This is a genomic window from Wolbachia endosymbiont of Dactylopius coccus, from assembly GCF_977011065.1.
Genome location: NZ_OZ347065.1, coordinates 14,177 through 33,447 on the forward strand (window position 1 = coordinate 14,177; position 19,271 = coordinate 33,447).

At 36.1% G+C, this 19,271-nt stretch carries 18 protein-coding genes and 4 pseudogenes; 3 read left to right on the forward strand and 19 right to left on the reverse strand.

Annotation, left to right across the window (positions count from 1 at the left end; all coding sequences use genetic code 11):
- Positions 1-79 precede the first annotated feature (79 nt).
- Positions 80-235, reverse strand: a pseudogene (locus ACWHVF_RS00060) (transposase); the annotation flags it as partial.
- Between the two features lie 65 nt (positions 236-300).
- Positions 301-432, reverse strand: a complete 132-nt coding sequence (locus tag ACWHVF_RS00065) for a hypothetical protein (RefSeq protein ID WP_447933019.1) — start codon at positions 430-432, stop codon at positions 301-303.
- A 265-nt stretch (positions 433-697) separates the two neighbouring features.
- Between ACWHVF_RS00065 and ACWHVF_RS00070 the strand changes: the two genes are divergently transcribed.
- Positions 698-1,261 (forward strand): WD_0033/WD_0034 family tandem repeat-containing protein, encoded by a 564-nt coding sequence (locus tag ACWHVF_RS00070; RefSeq protein WP_447933020.1) that lies wholly within the window; start codon positions 698-700, stop codon positions 1,259-1,261.
- Here ACWHVF_RS00070 and ACWHVF_RS00075 read toward each other — a convergent pair.
- Positions 1,245-1,586: a transposase gene (locus ACWHVF_RS00075; protein ID WP_447933021.1), complete on the reverse strand. Its 342-nt coding sequence runs from the start codon at positions 1,584-1,586 to the stop codon at positions 1,245-1,247. The two genes, ACWHVF_RS00070 and ACWHVF_RS00075, sit on opposite strands and share 17 nt — an antisense overlap.
- Before the next feature lie 70 nt (positions 1,587-1,656).
- Here ACWHVF_RS00075 and ACWHVF_RS00080 point away from each other — a divergent pair.
- Positions 1,657-2,668, forward strand: a protein-coding gene (locus ACWHVF_RS00080) for an IS630 family transposase (RefSeq protein WP_447933022.1) whose coding sequence is annotated in 2 segments (ribosomal slippage) — positions 1,657-2,106 and positions 2,108-2,668 — 1,011 coding nt in all. Because the reading frame shifts where the segments join, the coding sequence is not laid out codon by codon here.
- Here the strand turns inward: ACWHVF_RS00080 and ACWHVF_RS00085 are convergent.
- The 12 genes and pseudogenes from ACWHVF_RS00085 to ACWHVF_RS00140 all read right to left on the reverse strand — a co-directional run.
- A pseudogene (locus ACWHVF_RS00085) lies at positions 2,646-4,679 on the reverse strand (phage tail tape measure protein); the annotation flags it as partial. The gene ACWHVF_RS00080 and the pseudogene ACWHVF_RS00085 overlap by 23 nt on opposite strands.
- A gap of 109 nt (positions 4,680-4,788) precedes the next feature.
- Positions 4,789-5,046: a phage tail assembly protein gene (locus ACWHVF_RS00090; protein ID WP_064124952.1), complete on the reverse strand. Its 258-nt coding sequence runs from the start codon at positions 5,044-5,046 to the stop codon at positions 4,789-4,791.
- 34 nt (positions 5,047-5,080) lie between these two features.
- Positions 5,081-5,593 (reverse strand): phage major tail tube protein, encoded by a 513-nt coding sequence (locus ACWHVF_RS00095; RefSeq protein ID WP_064124953.1) that lies wholly within the window; start codon positions 5,591-5,593, stop codon positions 5,081-5,083.
- A gap of 15 nt (positions 5,594-5,608) precedes the next feature.
- On the reverse strand, positions 5,609-6,790 hold the full coding sequence (locus ACWHVF_RS00100) for a phage tail sheath subtilisin-like domain-containing protein (RefSeq protein ID WP_064124954.1): 1,182 nt from the start codon (positions 6,788-6,790) through the stop codon (positions 5,609-5,611).
- Positions 6,791-6,799: 9 nt separating this feature from the next.
- Positions 6,800-7,357, reverse strand: a complete 558-nt coding sequence (locus ACWHVF_RS00105) for a hypothetical protein (RefSeq protein ID WP_064124955.1) — start codon at positions 7,355-7,357, stop codon at positions 6,800-6,802.
- Between the two features lie 10 nt (positions 7,358-7,367).
- The gene (locus ACWHVF_RS00110; protein ID WP_447933023.1) at positions 7,368-8,834 is read right to left on the reverse strand and encodes a hypothetical protein; all 1,467 of its coding nucleotides are present in this window, start codon (positions 8,832-8,834) and stop codon (positions 7,368-7,370) included.
- Complete coding sequence (locus ACWHVF_RS00115) at positions 8,831-9,025, reverse strand: hypothetical protein (protein ID WP_007301885.1); 195 nt, start codon at positions 9,023-9,025, stop codon at positions 8,831-8,833. Before ACWHVF_RS00115 ends, ACWHVF_RS00110 begins: the two co-directional genes overlap by 4 nt.
- 4 nt (positions 9,026-9,029) lie before the next feature.
- Complete coding sequence (locus ACWHVF_RS00120) at positions 9,030-10,211, reverse strand: hypothetical protein (protein ID WP_447933024.1); 1,182 nt, start codon at positions 10,209-10,211, stop codon at positions 9,030-9,032.
- A gap of 11 nt (positions 10,212-10,222) precedes the next feature.
- Entirely contained in the window at positions 10,223-12,157 is a 1,935-nt protein-coding gene (locus ACWHVF_RS00125; protein WP_064124958.1) for a DUF4815 domain-containing protein, read from the reverse strand.
- A 13-nt stretch (positions 12,158-12,170) separates the two neighbouring features.
- Positions 12,171-12,854 (reverse strand): hypothetical protein, encoded by a 684-nt coding sequence (locus ACWHVF_RS00130; RefSeq protein ID WP_064124959.1) that lies wholly within the window; start codon positions 12,852-12,854, stop codon positions 12,171-12,173.
- 527 nt (positions 12,855-13,381) lie between these two features.
- Positions 13,382-14,134, reverse strand: a complete 753-nt coding sequence (locus ACWHVF_RS00135) for an IS5 family transposase (protein ID WP_064124816.1) — start codon at positions 14,132-14,134, stop codon at positions 13,382-13,384.
- Positions 14,135-14,196: 62 nt separating this feature from the next.
- Positions 14,197-14,852 (reverse strand): annotated as a pseudogene (locus ACWHVF_RS00140) (IS630 family transposase); the annotation flags it as partial.
- Positions 14,853-14,882: 30 nt separating this feature from the next.
- Here ACWHVF_RS00140 and ACWHVF_RS00145 point away from each other — a divergent pair.
- Positions 14,883-15,899: an ankyrin repeat domain-containing protein gene (locus tag ACWHVF_RS00145; RefSeq protein WP_064124990.1), complete on the forward strand. Its 1,017-nt coding sequence runs from the start codon at positions 14,883-14,885 to the stop codon at positions 15,897-15,899.
- 4 nt (positions 15,900-15,903) lie between these two features.
- Here ACWHVF_RS00145 and ACWHVF_RS00150 read toward each other — a convergent pair.
- The 4 genes and pseudogenes from ACWHVF_RS00150 to ltrA form a co-directional block, all read right to left on the reverse strand.
- Positions 15,904-16,062: pseudogene (locus ACWHVF_RS00150) on the reverse strand (Rpn family recombination-promoting nuclease/putative transposase); the annotation flags it as partial.
- Between the two features lie 5 nt (positions 16,063-16,067).
- Positions 16,068-16,607 carry a pyrimidine dimer DNA glycosylase/endonuclease V gene (locus ACWHVF_RS00155; RefSeq protein ID WP_064124988.1) on the reverse strand — a complete coding sequence of 180 codons (540 nt, stop codon included), beginning with the start codon at positions 16,605-16,607 and terminating at the stop codon, positions 16,068-16,070.
- A complete protein-coding gene (locus ACWHVF_RS00160; protein ID WP_064124987.1) occupies positions 16,608-17,405 on the reverse strand; it encodes an Rpn family recombination-promoting nuclease/putative transposase in 798 nt (265 codons plus the stop codon).
- The gene (gene ltrA / locus ACWHVF_RS00165) at positions 17,402-18,949 is read right to left on the reverse strand and encodes a group II intron reverse transcriptase/maturase (RefSeq protein WP_064124986.1); all 1,548 of its coding nucleotides are present in this window, start codon (positions 18,947-18,949) and stop codon (positions 17,402-17,404) included. Before ltrA ends, ACWHVF_RS00160 begins: the two co-directional genes overlap by 4 nt.
- Between the last annotated feature and the right edge of the window lie 322 nt (positions 18,950-19,271).

Here is a 19,271-nt window from a genome sequence, read left to right on the forward strand (position 1 = left end):
TGATTTCATAAATTTAAACCTAAAGTTGTTTATTGTTAGGTATGGTCTACAAAAATTTAAAACTTTCTTAAGAATCTGTTTAAAATCTTCGTAATAGGAGAGAGATGAAGGAAAGGACAATCATTTGCAAGCTGGTATTGAGTTTACGTTCGCAATTTTTCCACAACCGCCTACACTTTTCCAACTAAGCAAAAGAGCGCTCAACGACCCATCTCTTTGGCAATACAACAAAGGTCACTGGGATCCAGAAAAGTTTGCTTGTTTATAAGCAAACTAGCATGGAAAGTAGCTGATCTTATACTAAATGAATGTTTTTGATGAGGTTGCATAGAAGCTGGATTCCAGTGTCAAGCACTGGAATGACAGCAGTCCTACGTCATACCGCCTCGGTATCTCATCCGCTAACAAGTAGCGGGATGACGAATTTGTCATTTTTCAAATTGTCGGTAAATCTGATTCACGCTAGCTACAAGTTTCGTTCTTCCCTTACAATGACTTTACTGCGTCTTTTTTTCTGATTCAGAATTAGCAAGAAACGTTCTTGTAAGGTGGTCTACTAAAATTTTGCTTTATAAAACAATGTCTGAACTATGCAATTAATACATTATCAACACAACTGATTCATAAAAGCAAATATTATAACCACGAAGAGAGGAAATGTTATGCTTAGTTTAATAAGAAAGACCTTGAGAAAAAAATGACTTATCAGGTAAACGATTCGAAATTGAAAGAGAAAGATGAAAAAAGTATTTTAAAATTAGCATCAAAAATAAAAGGCAAAAAAAGTAGCATTGCTGAAGAACTAGAAAAAATATCTAAAAAGGAAAAACAAAGGATTCTTACTACGGAAGTAAGCAAACATCGGGGTAAAGAATCAACTTTTACACTACTTACTCATGCTATATTTTGCGAGAATAGTCAAACTGTAAAGGATATTTTGCAACAAGCCAAATTGAGCAACCTTTTAAAGAGTGTTCTTAATGCAAAAATCATTAGTGATGATTCATTAATTTACACACCGCTTACTTATGCCATATTATGTAAAAATAGCAAAGCTATTAAAGAAATTTTAAAAGTCTCTAAGGAGAACGGTATTCTGAAAGATATTCTTGACGCAACAACAACTATAAAATATCTAGATGGTCGGAGAGCAACTGTCACACCACTTGCTTGTGCTATACTATGTGGAGATAGTATAGCTATTGAAGAAATTTTAAAAGTCTCTAGGCTCTGTGGACAAAATTTTAGAGAAGCCATATGAGAGCTCCAACAAAATTTAGAAATCCCATGTAAACCTCTGCGGTCTTGTCAAATCTGGAAAAAATGCGCCTAAAATTTTTAATTTTACCGAAAAAGCACTCAATCAAATGACGTTCTTTATAAATATGCTCATCATAGTATCTTTGCACTTTTCGATTCCTTTTTGATGGAATTACGATTTCACATTTCCTGTTTTCAAGGCTGACCACAAAAGCATTGCTGTCATAACCCTTATCAGCTACTACAATGGAGTTATAGACATTTTTTGTTAATACTTCAGCTTGTGTAATTTCATTCCTCTGGCCAGGAGTAATACCAATTCCCATTACACGGCAAACAGATAGACAATAATAGAAGACAAGCCATAATGAAATAAGTGAAATAGTCGAGGTATAAATGGCACTAAGATCAAAATTATTGGATGAAGAAGTAGTAAAATCAGCAAAAAAAATGCTGAAGAAAGTAAGGAACAATGCATATGTTGCAAAAAAACTAAATGCTGTAATTGCAGCAAAAAAGCATAGTATAACGGCTGCAGCAAAAATATATTGCATTTCAAGAAGCGCACTAACTTCGTGGATAAAACTCTTGAAATTAGGCAGAGAAGAAAAATTGTTTGCTCCTCCACAACGGCGTAGAAAAACTAAATTAAATCAGGCTCAACTACAGCAAGTTGAAGCATGGGTAGGAGAAAATCCTAATATTACCATTAAAGAAATGAGAATAAGAATCCAGGAAAAGTTCGGCTTAAATATTAGCAAATCTACAGTACACCGCTATATGCAAAAGATGAAATTCTCTTATATTACACCAAGACCAGTACACAATGTACAAGATAAAAGAAAATAAGAGGAATTCAAAAAAAAATCTCAACGAAGTTATTGGCAAGTATCCTGAAAAAGAGCTGTTTTTCTTCGATGAATCGCGGTTTGGCACACATTCAAAGACCGGGCATGGATGGTTTAAAAAAGGCGTCAGAACAAAAGTTAAGGTAAAATTAGGTAGGGAAAATTTTTATCTCTACAGTGCAGTTAATCCTAGAAATGGGGAGAATTCTAGCTTGTTTGCACCGAATGTCAACACTGATTGTATGAATATATTTCTTGAGCAAATGTCTCAATATTTGGGACCACGAGAAGCCTTTCTTGTTATGGATTGTGCTAGTTGGCATAAGTCGAAAAGTTTAAAGGTACCTAAAAATATTGAGATTATATACCTACCACCATACTCACCTGAACTCAATCCAGTTGAGAGGCTTTGGTTGTATGTAAAACAGAACATTTTGCGCAATAAAATATACGATACTATTGCTTTGCTTGAGAGTGCTTTGTGTAAATTTATTACTTCTCTTACCTACTCCACAATTAAACAACTCTGCTATGTATCCTATTTGAATGACCAACAATGAGAATTGGTATTAGCAAAGGATTTCCACTGTTGAGAATATTACTCTTTAGGGGACTATGTACTGCTTTTACTTCAGTTTTTCTTTTTTCAAACTCTTTCAGTGGGCTATTCCCTAATACTTTTCCAAATACACTTTCCCCTATCCATGAAAAAGCTTCTTCTATGGGTTTTATTATCAATTTCCAAAAGCTAGAGAAAAAGTCTTTCACCTTTTGCCAATTAGTGATAACAAAAGCCGCACCAGTGACAAGTCCAGCAATTAAAAGTCCTATAGGGTTAGTTATTACAGCTAGTGATATTGCTCTTAGCCCTGTTATTACTGCAGGAAAAACTGTAGCTGATAAAAATGAAAATGTTGCCAGTATCGTTGCTTTAAGACCAAAAATTGTACTTCCTAATAAAGTAATTCCATAGCCTACTCCCACTACTAAGACTTTTAAACTTATCAAAGCTGCTAAAGTACTCATGATTGCCGTAGTTAAAGTTGGATGTTTTTCTGCAAAAGAAGCTATATGCTCTGTTATTGTTTTCACACTTCCAGCTACATAATTCAAGGTAGGTAACATTACTGACCCTAGATTCATGCCAGCTTCAACTATTGCATTTTTAAGTAATTGTAATTTATTAGCTGTGGTGTCTGCACGATTTTTGAATTCTTTCTGCAGAGATCTTTTATACTCTTCTGTTTCAGCCAGTAACTTTATTGCATCCTTGTACTTACTGAAACTTCCAGCTAATAATGCAATGTCATCTTGATATTCTTGACCGAAAAGTTTCATCAGGGTTGTAGAGCGTTCCTGGTTGTCCATTTTCTTTAGAGTTTGGAAAAAGTGAAGTAGTGCTTCTTCCCCATTTTCACTGATCCTTTGTACCATTTCTTCTGTGGTTATACCCATTTCTTCTAGTGCTGCCTTAAACTCTTTTCCTTGACCTTCAGCAGTTTGCAGCTTAGAAAGTAAAGCATTTATGGCAGTTCCTGCTTTTGCTGGTTGTTTGCCTAAACTAATGAAAGCATTTACTAAACTGCCTGTTTGTTCAAACTTTAATCCAAACTGCTTTGCAGTACCACCAACTATTGCTAGAGCTTCAATCATGTCTTTTGCTTTAGCAGCAGTGTTATCTGATAAGTGGTTGATTACATTACCAACATGCTCCATTTCACTAACATCAATTCCGTAAATGTTAGAGAGTTTAGCTATGGAATCACCTGCTTGCTCTGCGGACATATCAAATGCTGTAGACATTTTTGCCACTGTTTCTGTAAACTTAAAAAGATCTTCTTTCTTGATACCAAGCTGTCCACCGCTTGCAGCTATTTGTGCTAATTCTGCGGCCGATAATGGTATAGTACGTGACATCTCTTTTAACTTCTTGGCAAATTTATCAGCTTCCTTTGCTTCATTATTGAAATTGACAACTTTTTTTACATCAGCCATAGCCGATTCAAAATCAATTGCAACTTTAACTGGAGCTGCAAGCGTTAATCCAAGCCCAATTGTTTCTATTATTTGTGACTTAAAATGTGCCTTACTTGCTAAAAAACTTTGGCGACTACGTATTGCAGACCCAAGCTTACCATACTTGCCTTTCAGCGCTTCAATGGACGAGCCAAGTTTATATTGGTCACTTACTAATGACTTAATATTTCTTCCACTTTTTCTTACTTCTTCATTAAATGAATGTAAAGCATCTCTCTTTTTCAAATATGCTTCTTTTGCTTTTGTTGCGGAGGTTTTGGCCTTGTCAAACTCTGCTTTTAAAGTTTTGCTTGGTTTCTCCACCGCTTTCATTTGTTTAGCTAAAGATTTTACTTGATCTTCAAAGCCCTTCCACGACCTCCTGCTGGTCAAAACATCATGACCTAACTGTTTAAACTTTGATACTGACTTGAAAGATGAATCAAGCTTTCTTATATTCTCACCAAGATTAGAGAGTTGACTACTACTTCCCTTTATTACAGTATTAAAACTGCCATCTAAAACTGCTCCGATTTTTATAGATAATGTTGACATTGTACCTTCCTCGCTGCTTTATGCCATAAGATAAATTCATTAATCTCCATATCAAGTATTTGTTCAACCCCGCCTCCTACAACAGAGCTGAACATTAATACTTCTAATCTCAAGTTTTTTGGATAATCGGTGAAAAAAAATCCTTTAATACCTCTTGAATTTTCACATAATCAGCAATATCTAACTCTTCAATTGCTTCTTTTGCAACTGATGTCAAATTAGCAGTCAAAGTTACTTCTTTACTAAGGTCACTACCATTTAAGCGTTCAATTGCAAGATAGTCTCTAACTTTTGGACGTCTAACAGTAAGTTCTGAGACAGAAATTCCATCAACTGTAATTGGGTTGTTTAGTGTTATAGTGTGCATTATTGCCTCCTTAAAATAAAATTTCGAAATCTTTTCATATGCCTAAAACCGTTTGCAGCAAGGCCATTTGATCAACACCATTTATCTTTCTAATCATATTTTCAGCATCGATTTCTATTAATTCATTACCACCTATGGTAAGTTTGTAGTAATGGGCAGCTACAGTACACTTTAGCGTTGCTTTTTCAGCCGGTTTCCAGCCACCAAAATCAAACTCTTTAAATATTCCCCTAAGGTTGATAATTACTCCTTCAATATCATTGTTTCCGCTGCCTTGTAATCCTCCTCTTAGCGTCAAAGATACCGAATTTCCATTTATCAACCCAAATAGCCGAAAGAGCTCTGTATCGTATTCAGAAAAAGTGAAATCTGCTTCAAGTTTCTCCATCCCCATCCCCATATCTATATTTACTGGAATATCCATACCACCAGCTCTATATTCCTCAGTTTTAATGGTGAGCTTCGGCAAGGTTATCTCATCAATTTTTCCTGCATAACCCCGACCATCTACGAATACATTAAAATTCTTTAAAATCTTCGGTAACATCTCTTTCTCCCATTTTTATAATATTGTACCACTCACAAGATGTGACCTGAAAGTAATCTGTTCTGCTGGATATGGCGGTGTAAACTCAAAATCAAAATATACTTTTCCACTTGCAATATTTGTTGGTGTATTGAGTTCTGGGGTTGCATAACATTTTCCGCTGATAATTGCTCCTTGCGCTTTTAAATTAGCCAAATAAGAATTCACCCCCTCAATCACATCATCTATATAAGTTTTGGTAATATTGCGATCAACTGCCCATAGATGAGCTCGAAGTAAACTATCATTGATTAAATCTGCAGTACGCCTCACTGACAGAAAAGCCCATTTCGAATCATTTGAACATGTTCTATTTCCCCAAAGCCTGTAGCCATTTTGATGAATTATTGTTGTTACTTCATTTTCATTCAAGTGATTTGCTCTACAATTTGTATCACCAAGCGTAAAATCAATAGGCCTGCTTGTTCCAACAATACCATTTATCTCTTTATTTGAAGGTGAATGCCAGAATCCTTGTTCGCTATCTACTTTCGCTATTAAACCAGCTACAAATGGGCTTGATGGCAAGATTTCTTCTTTTCCTTCAATAAATACCTTAATCCATGGGTCAACCACGTAAACTCTTGAGCTGCCTACACTTTTTCTCCACTTGATTGCTTCTTCATCATTGGTATTTGGTCCATCTGCTACTATTATGCTTCTCAGCTTTTCTACTATAGGAATTAATGCTGAAACTACTGGATTTTTGCCATCTTCTGGTAGTTGGTGAGTAAACTGAGGTGCAATTAATATTCTTGGAGCAACATGAACTATACTTTCACTGCTGAGAAATGCCTCAATTCCCTGATATTCCCCGGTTTCTTTATCAACTCCTCCAATTACATTTCTCAGCGTTTCTTCTTTTTTTAATTTTGGATCGCTGTTCTCACTTTCTTCAACTCGAATAACTACTACTGTTGCACCAATTTGGGAAAATATTCCATTTATTGCAGAAGGTAAACTGCCACTCTTTCCAAGCTTTGCTGCTTCCTTTAAGCTTCCTGCAATTAACACTGGTTTATTCAGTGGAAACTTTTGCTCATCGGCTTCAGATGCAGTACCAATTACACCTATCACTGATGATTTAGCTGTACGTACTGATCTTGTCCCTGAGGTTACCTCAATAACATTTACTCCGTGTAAAAATTCTTCTGGCATTTTTTCTTTTTAACTTTCTTGCATTTTTTGTTTAAAATCATTGAGCAAAGTCTGTAGCTCTACTTCACTTTTAGCTTCTTCAATTTTCTTCTTGGTAATGTCTTCCAACTCTTCACATTTAATTATTGCTTTTACTGCTTTTTTCACTTTTTCCTCAATTATTCTTGCCATTTCAATAACTGTAATACCACGGACTTTTGCTAAAGGCTCTATAATTTCTGCATCTTTTTCATCTATAGATTCTGGTGATGCTAGAATGCTTTTTGCGGCTTTTTCTTGTATTTGATACGATTTAGACTTTTGATGAGATACTCCTGTGTATTGGTGAGTATAGTTATCATAATGAGCACGAAGATTAGAAAGTACAGAAAGTTTTGCATTTTCGAGTAACTCCAACTGAATATCTTCCTTATTCCTTTCAACAATTTTCTCTCCTTCAGTTAAACAATAGCTTTTTTGCCAATCAAAATCTTCTGGTGCTTCACGCCAATCATTTCCAGTTGGCTTGTTTTCAAGTGTTGTTGTTTCAATCTGCTTATGATTTTTGAAACGTATATAAATAGTCACAAATTCCTCCTCATTGCCATATTTGATCAGTTCGTTCTAACCCTGGACATTGCCAAGCCCTGAGCGTCCTTTCCACATCTACTTCAAGCCCTGTAGTCAGAAAATTGCTACGTATGTTATAAATTCCCCACTGAATAAATTGAACATAGTTGTGTACATAATTTGATGCAAGCATACCTTGACTAACTTGTGTTCTGGAATACAGGTAAGATGATGTGTAAAGTAATATTGCAACTGTTTTTCCTGCTGGAATCTCCACATTACCAGATCCAGCTAATTTGGTATCAGAACTTGTGTATTGGTAAACATTTTTCCATATTATTCTTGAAATACTTGATTTGTTAGAGTTAGTATTATCTGGTGTCCCCACAAATAATCCTGCACCCCCATACTCCGTACTAGAGTATGATGATCCAACAAATTCTATTGTTTTACTTATGTTCACATTGGTTGTATTTTTTATAAATACTACTCCAAGTGCAGCATATGGGTAATAGTATATCTCATCATAACTACCCGAAAAGCTTTTTGTGCATAACTCTCCGTAAATAAAGGTTCCTTTACTTCCCTCTATAAAACTTAGTTGTCTTGGCCGATAAAAACTAACGTAATCTGTATCGTATGTATGGCTACCTGCTAGTAGTTGTAACATATAGTCAGTTTTTGTTATATCACTACTCCACTTTCCAAGCTCTGTCATAAAAGTTCCGTGGCCAAAGTAATTATTTTTTCTTCCAAGTACACCAAATAAGAAAGGTAATGACCCTGGTTCAACCATATTGCGCTTTCTTATTTCTTGTGTAAGCGACGCTTTCAACTCATCATCTCTAGTTTTTATCTCGTTTATCAGGGATATTTTTAATTGGTTATCACGAGTTTCTATTTCCCTAATAATTGATGAGCCAGATGGTACATTATTAACAGCACGAAAATCTTCTACTAAACCTTTAAGGCCATCTTTATGACTGTTACTAATGCTATTTATTGCTGCAATATTGGCATTCTTTCTCGTATCAAGTAGAGATATATGCGAATCTGATGATGCTTTTAAGGTGTTTAAGGCATTATCCCTAAGCTTGTTGATTTCATTGACGGAATCTGTTTTTGCTGCAGTTATTGACGATATTGAGTTTGTTTTGTTGCTGTTTATGTCATTTAAGTGTTTTTTTGCACTATCAAGAAGTTCTTTTAACTTACCATCTGTCATCTGTACAATTTCAGAAACTGCACTTTTGTCGACTATTGATTCCAATGCTTTAGCAAGATATGCTAATTGATCTGGAGTACTGTTTACTGCTAAATCCTTAAGCCTCTTTTGTAGTGCATCAATTATCTCTTTTACCTCAGTCATCTGCACAATGTCAGCAATAGCTTTTTTATCTGCTATCAACTCCAGCGATTTTGCAAGATATGCCAGTTGATCAGGTGTGCTGTTTGCTGCTAAATCCTTTATCCTTTGGTATATTGCTTCTTTCATTCCCAAAAATTCAAAAAAGTTTCAAATCTAAATCGTTTAAAATTATTTTTTAGTTGATTATGCTCATCTTCTCTTTCGGTAATATCTTCATCTATTTTCTCAATTGTGGTACGAATACGAACAACATCTTGCACAGCAATATTCTCTGGATGCGGTAGTGAATATCCTCTACTTGTTTTATCATCTGACATTCTGCTAAGTGATAATGATTCGTAGATTTTTGACTTTAGGACGATAGACAACTGTTCCACTTAAAACTAATTTTATCCTTGTCTCATTGCCATTAAAATTTGATAGCACATGAGTTCTCTCTACCCAATTTTCTCCAATTGGTTTTCCTGATGTTAAATTTACTAATTGCCAATCCACGTTTTTTTGTACATATGCTTTAACATCTGCAGTGCCAGGTATTAGCGCATCATAGGTAATTGTTATCTTAGTGTTAGCTCCTGCTGTAATACTTCTTGTAACATAATCTCCTTTTTCCCCTATATTACCCATAACTAACTGTAACCCAGGATAAAGAACCGGACTTTTTTCTTTTGACCCTTTTAAATTTGCCTTTACTGTTAACTCTCCAGATAGTCTTTCACGCAGCGCGAGCGGCAAGTTATCAGATAGAAAATTTTCTTTTCCCTCTTCATCTGTTAAGATAAATTCCACATTAGTATCAAATGCTACTTTTTCGACGTTCGTCAAAGCTATTAAATCTGAAGTATTGTTTGCAGTAACTTTGCCCAGATCAATAACATGAGAATTTTCACTAAATTTTGCAGCTAGTAGTCGAAACGTTAAATCTAAATTTTGATGCGGTGTCCAGGTACTTGCATTGCTTGATGAGAGTAATACTCCTACTTGATATGGTTGACTTGTTACCCAACGGCTATTTACTGCATCATATTTGCCAAGTTCTGCTATTTTTACTGCAGTATCTGCATCATCAGTGAGTAGCACTATTGCATACTCTTGTCCTGCATGGCAAAACACTGGTGACCACTCTATACGTGTTGCTGTGCCATCTATCTTTATATCTTTTGGCTCAACATAACTTTCAGCAATGACAGTCTGCGAGGGCATTCCCACTGCTGTTTCTCTAATCTGCACAACAACACGTTTTTTGCCGCTATTTATAAACCATAAGTCTAGACCTCCTATGTGTCTGCTCTCATTTAAAGTAAATGTTTGCGCTAAAGGATCAACTCGTCTTGCTGCGATAACTCTTCTTCTTTCTTCTATGGTAATTGTTTTTTTACCAGTATAAGTTGCTTCTCCATAGCTTCCTTTATCTCCATAAAATTGCACTAATTTAGTACCTGCTGGAATATTTGCCGGCACTTTCACCCTTCCTTTTAATTTTCCCTGATTGTTAGCTTCCACTTTTTTTTCCTCTATGCCATAGGTGTAATAGAAATGCCATCAAATTTTACTTCTTTAAGTTTTTCATTTGGCTCAAAACCTTCGATCTCAAAATTCTGTACTGCTTCTCTCATAAATTCAGTTTCATATGAAGTACTTGACAGCAGCTCTGTTGTTTCTTTAACATTAAATACTCTGGTTACTAGACTTTTCCAATTTGTTTTTACCTCCGTCCAGTGATCAATATTTTTATTTAGAGTAATTTGTGCCGGGACTGGATCAAAAGCTTGATATGGATTGATCTTTTCTCCTTTGGTCTGTAAAAGCTTCTCCAGTACCGGTTCAAGTTCATACGGCAACAAATAAGTTTTTTCTCCTCCATCAATATCAGCAATAGTTACATCTATTGGTAAAATTAGTTCCTTGTTTACTATTGCTGCAGACTGCGAAATTCCTTGATCACGCATATCATCATCGAAGAACGAATCAACAAATACTCCTTTTTTTGTTGTAGGTTCTCTTGAATTTGCATCACTGCGTAGACGTTCCTGTGCAACCAGCGCATAAAGATCATTTATTCCTTTTTTCATTGCTTCAAGTTCATTCATCGGTACAGCATGAATAGCACTATTCACTATTTTCACCCCTTCTTTTTCTCCGTTTTTCCATGTTTGGTGAATGTAGCAGAGCAAAAGTTGTCCAGAAGGTGCTTTAGGCATTGATGGTCTCCAAGAGTGGGAAATTCCTTTTATTCTTCTTACCACTCCTTTGCTATCGATAGTAATTAAATCATAACGGGGCATTTTCCAGGTATAATCTATCAAAACCAAGCTGTTATCAACTGCTCCTTTTACTTTACATCCCTCTTCGCTTATATCTTCAGGACTTATATGAGTGCGACAGCGGTAAGTTATTTGATAACTACTTCCAGGTGCAGGTTCTTTGCCAGGTAACGACCAATCAACATTTCCTGCATTTAACTTATAGTCTACACTATTTTCATAAATAACATTGCCTTGTTTAACTTGAATAATCTCAAGTACTGCAGAGTCAGGTATCGGGTCAACAGCTCCAGAGTATGAACCATGAGTAACAGTAATGGTTTTTTGAACAGTTATATCTACTTTTTTGATTTCACTTATTGGAAAATCATTAACTTTAAGTTCCATTACTCTTTGGCTATTTGGCTGAAAAGTATGTGGTTCTGATTCAACTGATTTTATATCTGGATCTTCATCAAAAGAAACACGAATACTGTGAGGAAGTTCAATCTCATAGCCGTCAACATGAGCTTTTCCCTCATTAATCACAAATATTTTTTTTCCTCCTTCCCCCTCTTCCTTTTGCAGGAACATTACTTCAAGGCCATTTACGACATAGGAACCATTTGCCTCTTTGTCATAACGAGCAAGAGCGGTAGTTACTATGTTTGCTTGTGGAGGTGGTGAATGTTCTATTAATACTCCATTTTCTATGTTATAGATTGGATAAAACTCTCCTTCAGAAAAACGTGGAGAAAGACCTTCTGCTTGATACCCCCAAATGGTGGAAACTTTAAGCCTTGCAGCGCCTATTTCTTGATAATTACGTGTACCAACTGCAGGATCACGAAGATTTTCATCCTCAAGCTCTGTAATAGTAGATTCTAGATAATAAACACCTATACGAACTGTGGTACTCAGTGGAATAATAAATTCTTCTTTTTCGACTTTTCTAACTGCTCCACGAAGATAGATTTTTCCTGATTCAAGCGTAACTTTACCAGTTTCTCTATCTATAATACAATTGCTTCCTGTTATAACATCACCATCACGAAATATTGCATCGCCTATACCTTTAAGCTTAGAGAGAGCATATTCCTGAGTCTCGTTTAGTTCTGCAGACTGTAGACCTCTTCCTGCAAGAAATAAGCTTTTTTCATATTCTTTATCAGGATTAAAGCGATTATAATAGCTATTCAAAGTCATTCTTTTCCCCTCTTCAGAATGTAACGACAAAGGCAAAAGTTTCCCGGGTTGCTGCGGTTCTGATCAGTGGTACCGTGTGTTCTAAAACTAACAAAATTCCAGGATTTTCCACGTCTTTTGGCTCAAAATATCTCTGTCCAGGAGGTGCTTTCTCCTTTACCTTTGTACCAACCATAACCCCGAGTTCCCTGATAACTTGATTTGCTGCGTCCGTGAAATCGAAAGTGAATTTGAGAAAAAGATTATTAGTTGGTACATTTGAGGGCCTAAACCTTCCAGAAGGAGTTATAAGTTCGCCGTTTTCATCACCTGTGCAGAATAGCACTTCATCTGCAGTACGTCTGCCAAGCTCATTGAGCAGTTTTTGAGATGTAATGGACTTTGGTGGTGTGTCTTGAATGTATTCTATAGTTACTGTACTATTCTCTACAATAGAGCTGTTTTTCGTACGTTTTATTATACCACTACTGCTCTCAACTATATAGTCAATACTGGATTGATACACTGTTTGTCCTATAAAAACCCTTACATCTTTAATAGTGTGGTGATCTAGAGCTATTTCACCCTCAATAAAAACCTTTGCGACCTGATGGCTACTTTCCCAGCTTGTATTACCAATGCCCCAGGCAAGATGTAGAGATTGCTCTTTTATACTTGCTGCTATCGCTGCTCGACCTGATTGTGTAAGAATTGACATTTGAAAGTTTGACCCCTGTATTATATATATACACGGTTGCTCAACAATTCGTCCAAACAATATAAAAAAAAGTTTAAATAATTTTAAGGCAGCTTTTGAAAATCAACTAAATCATAGAAAAGTAGTGCACCAATACAATATTCCACTGTTTAAATAAGATTTTTGGAAATTAGCCAGTCTTTCTAACTAGCTTATATCAAATTTCGTTATTGGGAAGACCAAGGTGAATATATTTTAAATTTCAGCAATTCACTGAAAATCAAACTCTCTCTCATCCGATTTTCATCTGTCTTATTTAATTTTAGAGAAGTCTTATTTGATCTATTAATAAAATAATTATTGTCTTATTCTATTTTTCATAATAGATAAACTATTCTTATTTAAATTCTGCAGAGTCTCGAAAGAAGAATTAGTAATAAATCTTTGATTATTCGAGGTTTTTATGAAATCTAAAAATTCTTTTTCAGGCATTGATCCAATAATTGTTAAATATATAAAGTACTATGCTAGGCTCTGTGGACAAAATTTTAGAGAAGCCATATGAGAGCTCCAACAAAATTTAGAAATCCCATGTAAACCTCTGCGGTCTTGTCAAATCTGGAAAAAATGCGCCTAAAATTTTTAATTTTACCGAAAAAGCACTCAATCAAATGACGTTCTTTATAAATATGCTCATCATAGTATCTTTGCACTTTTCGATTCCTTTTTGATGGAATTACGATTTCACATTTCCTGTTTTCAAGGCTGACCACAAAAGCATTGCTGTCATAACCCTTATCAGCTACTACAATGGAGTTATAGACATTTTTTGTTAATACTTCAGCTTGTGTAATTTCATTCCTCTGGCCAGGAGTAAGTATAAATTTTAAAGGATTTCCCAATGCATCAACAAGTGCATGAATTTTAGTCGTAAAGCCACCTTTACTTCGCCCTAAAGCCTCTTGATCCTTCGAATCTTTTGTATATCCAGCCGAACATGGATGGGCTCTAATGATCGTACCGTCGATTATGACGGCTTCTAAATCTGGCTCTTGTTTTGTGTACTCCAATAAATTTTTCCAAATACCCCTTTCGCACCATCTCTTAAATCGTTTGTGTATACTTCTGTAATTGCCATAGATTTTCGGCAAAAGTCGCCATTGGCAACCACTTCGCGCCATATACCACACTGCTTCTATGAATATTCTTAAACGTTTTTCGTCTTTACTATGCATTCCTTTTATGCCTTTTATGAATTCTAAAATTTGTTTCCAATTTCTTTCTTTTATATAATATTCCATTCGGTAGTTTCTCCATTTTTATGTTCATTTGGTTAAACTGCCACTTTTTTTCTCCCTCTTCATATTTTTTGTCCACAGAGCCTAGGATTAACTGCACTGTAGAGATAAAAATTTTCCCTACCTAATTTTACCTTAACTTTTGTTCTGACGCCTTTTTTAAACCATCCATGCCCGGTCTTTGAATGTGTGCCAAACCTGGATTCATCAAAGAAAAATAGCTCTTTTTCTGGATACTTACTAATAGCTCCATTGAGATTTTTTTTTGAATTCCTCTTGTTTACCTCTATCTTGTACATTATGAACCGGTCTTGGTGTAATATATGAGAATTTCATCTTTTGCATATGGCGGTGTACTGTTGATTTGCTGATATTTAAGCCGAACTTTTCCTGGATTCTTATTCTCATTTCTTTAATGGTAACATTAGGATTTTCTTCTACCCATGCTTCAATTTGCTGTAGTTGAGCATGATTTAATTTAGTTTTTCTACGACGTTGGGGAGGAGCAAACAGTTTTTCTTCTCTGCCAAATTTCAAGAGTTTTACCCACGAAGTTAGTGCACTTCTTGAAATGCAATATATTTTTGCTACAGCCGTTATACTGTACTTTTTTGCTGCAATTACAGCATTTAATTTTTTCGAAACATATGCATTATTCCTTACTTTCTTCAGCATTTCTTTTGCTCACTTTTTCATCCAATAATTTTGATCTTAATGCCATTTATACCTCAACTATTTTACTTACTTCATTATGGCTTTTCTTCCATTGTTGTCCATCTGTTTCCCGTGTAATGGGAATTGGTATCATAATGATGTAGCTAAACTTCTTCTGGTGGAAGGGGCTAATGTTAATGCTGAGGCTAATAAAGGTGTTGCTCCTTTACATTCTGCAGCACGAAATGGTCATAATGATGTAGTTGGACTTCTTCTGGAGCATAGAGCTAATGTTAATGCTAAGACCAGCCAAAGTTTTACTCCTTTACATTCTGCAGCACAAAATGGTCATAATGATGTAGTTGGACTTCTTCTGGTGAAAGGAGCTAATGTTAATGCTAAGGCTGAGAGAGGTTCTACTCCTTTACATTTGGCAGCACAAGCAGGTCATAATGATGTAGCTAAACTTCTTCTGGTGGAAGGGGCTAATGTTAATGCTGAGGCTAATAAAGGTGTTGCTCCTTTACATGTGGCAGTAGTACATGGTCACTATGATGTGGTTGAACTTCTTCTGGAGCGTGGAGCTGATTTTAATGCTAAGGTGGGAGGATTGGCTCCTCTGGCGCTAGCGCTAGAACATAGCCGTTCTAAGGTAATTGACCTTCTGCTTGCTAATCCAAATGCTAATGTTGGTTGTATAGATCTTCAATCCGTTAGTAATGAAAAAGCAGATAAAGGAAAACTTGTCTGCAAATCAGTTCAAGATCGCAAGTTGCTTAATGCGGTAAAACAAGCAGGAAAAGAAGTAGATGAAAATAAGATAGAAGAGATAAAGGATTTACTGAGGCCAGAAAGTGAATATGGTTTTAAGCCAAGTTTGAATTACTCTCCAGATGGTAATGATGAAAATACGACTATTAAAACTGCTATTAAAGCTGGTGGAAAGGTATTGCAGCTTTTATGTAATTATGCTGAGGAGAATATAGGTGTAGATACTGAAATATTTAAACAACTCAAACATGCTAAAGAACATGAAAAAACTCAGCCTAAAAGTGATGTTAGTAATGTTTCTGTTTCTTGTCCATTTGACTCAAGCTCAAGGTTTTTAATATGATTATTTAGTTCCTTAACTTTTGAATTTCATCTATCGAAAGGCCGGTTGTTTTAGCTACAATATCAGTGGAAACACCAGCTTTAAGTAGGTTTTTAGCCACAGCAATTTTAGCCTGTTTTTCGCCCTCTTCCCTGCTTTTTTCATGTCCGATGAGGATGACTTCTGTGTTTATTGGCTGATAACCGTAGTGCAATGATTCCCTATTATCCAATCCGGTGCTTCTCTGCCCTTTTCCCACTTAGCAAATCTCATCTTTTCATGTAGGTAGTACTTTCTATAGGCTGTTATGGGACTACTACATTTATACCGGTCGGGCAGTGCTTGTACAAAAGCTTGTATATCGGTTGATTGAAAAATGAGTAAATCCTTATTACTATCACACCAATTTATTACTTCCTCTGATTTATGCTTTCTTTTGTATCGCCAGGTATACTCTGTACACAACTCTTTCCCATACTTTATCAACCAACGAAAGGTTCCTTCTGATTGTCTAGCCCATAAAGAACAAGGATGATTGTTGTGAGTCAGTTTATATGGGACTTCTATATTCTGATTTATGATACTGACAAAAGGATTTGGCACTTTCAATGCTGTTGAAAAAACATTACTCAATAATTGAGCAGTTTCTAATGGCATTTTTACTATATGCTTATCACATAACATTTGAGCCGCAATTGCTGGGTTTTCATCTAGTATAAAGATGTTCATCTAGACACCAAAAGAGCTTAAGTCTTTGACTTCGTTAACTGTAAGACCAGTAGTTTGAACTACGATATCGGTAGAAACCCCTGCTTTAAGTAGATTCTTTGCAACTTCAATTTCCCTCTCTTTTCTGCCTTTTTCATGTCCGATGAGGATACCTTCTTCTCTACCTTCTTCTCTACCTTTTGCAGTAGCATCATCAAGTTTTTGAGCGAGGATGCCTTCTTCTTTGCGGAGATCCATTATCCTTTCTTCGTACGCTATCAGATCTTTCTCATTCCAGCGAAACTTGTCTAACTCATCGTAGGCTAGCTTTATTATTGGAGATTTTTCTGCTATATCTCTTAAGTCTTCATCTGTAGTATCTTCTGCGTACTTGAAAAAAAAGCACCAGCGCTCTATAGTACTCTCTAGCTGCTCTACTCTGTTCTTTGTAAACTTAGGCAACTCAATGAAGACAAATTGAAAATCTTTTAAGTAATGGCCGTTGGTTTTTATATCACGTATATTATGAGTAGAGATATAACCAACTTCTTCAGGAAGTAAGTTACAATTGGAAATAGCAATAAAGAAGACTTTCTTTAAATCAATGTAGTTGCCAGATTTATCTAATTGTCTTGAGTAAGCCTTAGCAGCATATAGTTGAGCGCGTTTCTCAAAACCTTTATCACGAGCCAGTTGGTTAGGTAAGGAAGTAGTATTGCTACTACTTCCTCCCTTAGAAACGCAGCATGCAGGTTTCCCCACACTACGCTTGAGCCCCTTATCTAAGTTCTTCTTTTCTCGAACCGGCTTGTCTTTCATAAATCCTCAGAATACATCAACTTTAGTGGTGACACTAACAGTAGAGAACCTTCTCTTGAAAAGGAGCTTGCTAACATTCTTGTTCGTTTCACTCTTTCATCAAAATACTTTTTCCATTTTAAGTCAAGTGGATTTGCATCCGCCCTGATTTTAACATGACGTCTAATAGGAATGTCGCTTAGTTTGAGTAAGCTCATAAACCTTATTTCCTTTGGTTTGTTCTTGCATACAGAAGTAGCAAAGACCCATTGACGATGATTCATTACTTTAAAGTAACGATTTTTTATCCAACGTAATCCTTTACGGGGATGTCTTGTCTTTGCCCATTTCCATAAACTATGCCAAATTTCATTGTCTATCTTGCTGAACGCTTTTTTAGCACACACATGACGGTAGTAGTTTCCCCATCCTCTTAATAAAGGGTTGAGTGATTTAATTACTACAGCTTGTGAACTGCCTATATTTGCTTTTATTAATGCACGCACTTTTTTAAGAAATCTCTTAATACTTTCCTTCGAAGGCGTAATAAATAATTTCTTACTATATCTACGCACATTACAGCCAAGAAAGTCGAACCCTTTTGTAATAAATGTAATCTTTGTCTTTTCTTCTGACAGAGCTAGACCTCTTTCACGAAGAAAGGATGATACCATAGGCTTGACTTCATCTTCCAGTAACTCATGTGTGAAACCTGAAATAATAAAGTCGTCTGCGTACCTGATTAAATTTACTCCACTTCTGATTTTGTCTCTTCTTTTGCTACCTAATTTACCAAAGCGACTTTCTAATAACCGTTCAAGACCATCTAAGGTAAAATTAGCTAGTATTGGAGAGATGATACCACCTTGTGGGGTACCTGCAGTTGTGGAATACAGAGTTTTTGATTCTAGGAAGCCAGCTTTTAACCAGCTATGAAGAATTTTCTTCTCCATAGGAATATGCTTCATGAGCCATTCATGGTTAATGTTATCAAAACACCCTTTAATATCACCTTCGAGTATCCACTGTAGTTGGTTACGGCTTGCCAGTAACAAGTGACAAGCCACAGTAGCGTCTGCGCAGGATCTTTTTGGTCTAAAGCCATAAGAGTGACGATCACTGATCGTTTCAGCTATCGGTTCCAAAGCAAACAAGTATAATGCTTGCATGGCTCTATCTTTTATCGTAGGGATTCCAAGAGGTCTTCTTTTGCCATTAGACTTACTGATGTATATCCGTTTTAGCGGAGAAGGTTTGTATCCTCTTTGTTTTAATAGCTTTATTCCTTGAAATTTTGTGTTGCAAGTTGACCATATTTGACGATCTACACCTGCCGTGTTTTTTCCGTGGTTTTCAGTTACTCTTTTAACAGCTAAAGCTTTGCTACTAAAGGAGCGTGTGAGAAGATGTTGTAAAGCTTTCACCTTACCCCATCTTCCTTGTTGGACAGCCTTAACAATACGTCTTTGTAGCCTCATAACAACTTTTTGGTATTTCTTCCAGGATAACTGGTTCCATGCTTCGGAATTGTTGGTGGGTGCACTTACAGTTTTACTTGTAATCATCTGCTTTCCTACCTTAAGTGGTTAACAAAGTTTCTTGTCACGAGGGACCAAATGGAAGTCTGCTCGTTTTCACGCGAGTTGATGTTACAAACTCTATCCATTTCGTTACAAAATGGCATTCGCTTTCTCCATTATCCTTTACCTGCACCTTCATCAGCATTCCTTGCGGTTTGCTTGCCGTATAGGCGGAAATACAGGCTTACCCTGTTCCTTCTGTCATACAATAGTGGGTTAGGTGGCTTCTCTATACCGGTGGAATTATTATTTGCGTACATCCAGAGATGAAAAATGTAACTTATCCACATTACCTTTTGGTCAGAGC

What these genes read in the sequence shown, in the direction of transcription:
- ACWHVF_RS00065 (WP_447933019.1), bottom strand. Translation starts at nt 432, where the DNA reads ATGACAAATTCGTCATCCCGCTACTTGTTAGCGGATGAGATACCGAGG.
- ACWHVF_RS00070 (WP_447933020.1), top strand. Translation starts at nt 698, where the DNA reads ATGACTTATCAGGTAAACGATTCGAAATTGAAAGAGAAAGATGAAAAA.
- ACWHVF_RS00075 (WP_447933021.1), bottom strand. Translation starts at nt 1,586, where the DNA reads ATGGGAATTGGTATTACTCCTGGCCAGAGGAATGAAATTACACAAGCT.
- ACWHVF_RS00090 (WP_064124952.1), bottom strand. Translation starts at nt 5,046, where the DNA reads ATGCACACTATAACACTAAACAACCCAATTACAGTTGATGGAATTTCT.
- ACWHVF_RS00095 (WP_064124953.1), bottom strand. Translation starts at nt 5,593, where the DNA reads ATGTTACCGAAGATTTTAAAGAATTTTAATGTATTCGTAGATGGTCGG.
- ACWHVF_RS00100 (WP_064124954.1), bottom strand. Translation starts at nt 6,790, where the DNA reads ATGCCAGAAGAATTTTTACACGGAGTAAATGTTATTGAGGTAACCTCA.
- ACWHVF_RS00110 (WP_447933023.1), bottom strand. Translation starts at nt 8,834, where the DNA reads ATGAAAGAAGCAATATACCAAAGGATAAAGGATTTAGCAGCAAACAGC.
- ACWHVF_RS00115 (WP_007301885.1), bottom strand. Translation starts at nt 9,025, where the DNA reads ATGTCAGATGATAAAACAAGTAGAGGATATTCACTACCGCATCCAGAG.
- ACWHVF_RS00125 (WP_064124958.1), bottom strand. Translation starts at nt 12,157, where the DNA reads ATGACTTTGAATAGCTATTATAATCGCTTTAATCCTGATAAAGAATAT.
- ACWHVF_RS00130 (WP_064124959.1), bottom strand. Translation starts at nt 12,854, where the DNA reads ATGTCAATTCTTACACAATCAGGTCGAGCAGCGATAGCAGCAAGTATA.
- ACWHVF_RS00135 (WP_064124816.1), bottom strand. Translation starts at nt 14,134, where the DNA reads ATGGAATATTATATAAAAGAAAGAAATTGGAAACAAATTTTAGAATTC.
- ACWHVF_RS00145 (WP_064124990.1), top strand. Translation starts at nt 14,883, where the DNA reads ATGGCTTTTCTTCCATTGTTGTCCATCTGTTTCCCGTGTAATGGGAAT.
- ACWHVF_RS00155 (WP_064124988.1), bottom strand. Translation starts at nt 16,607, where the DNA reads ATGAACATCTTTATACTAGATGAAAACCCAGCAATTGCGGCTCAAATG.
- ACWHVF_RS00160 (WP_064124987.1), bottom strand. Translation starts at nt 17,405, where the DNA reads ATGAAAGACAAGCCGGTTCGAGAAAAGAAGAACTTAGATAAGGGGCTC.
- ltrA (WP_064124986.1), bottom strand. Translation starts at nt 18,949, where the DNA reads ATGATTACAAGTAAAACTGTAAGTGCACCCACCAACAATTCCGAAGCA.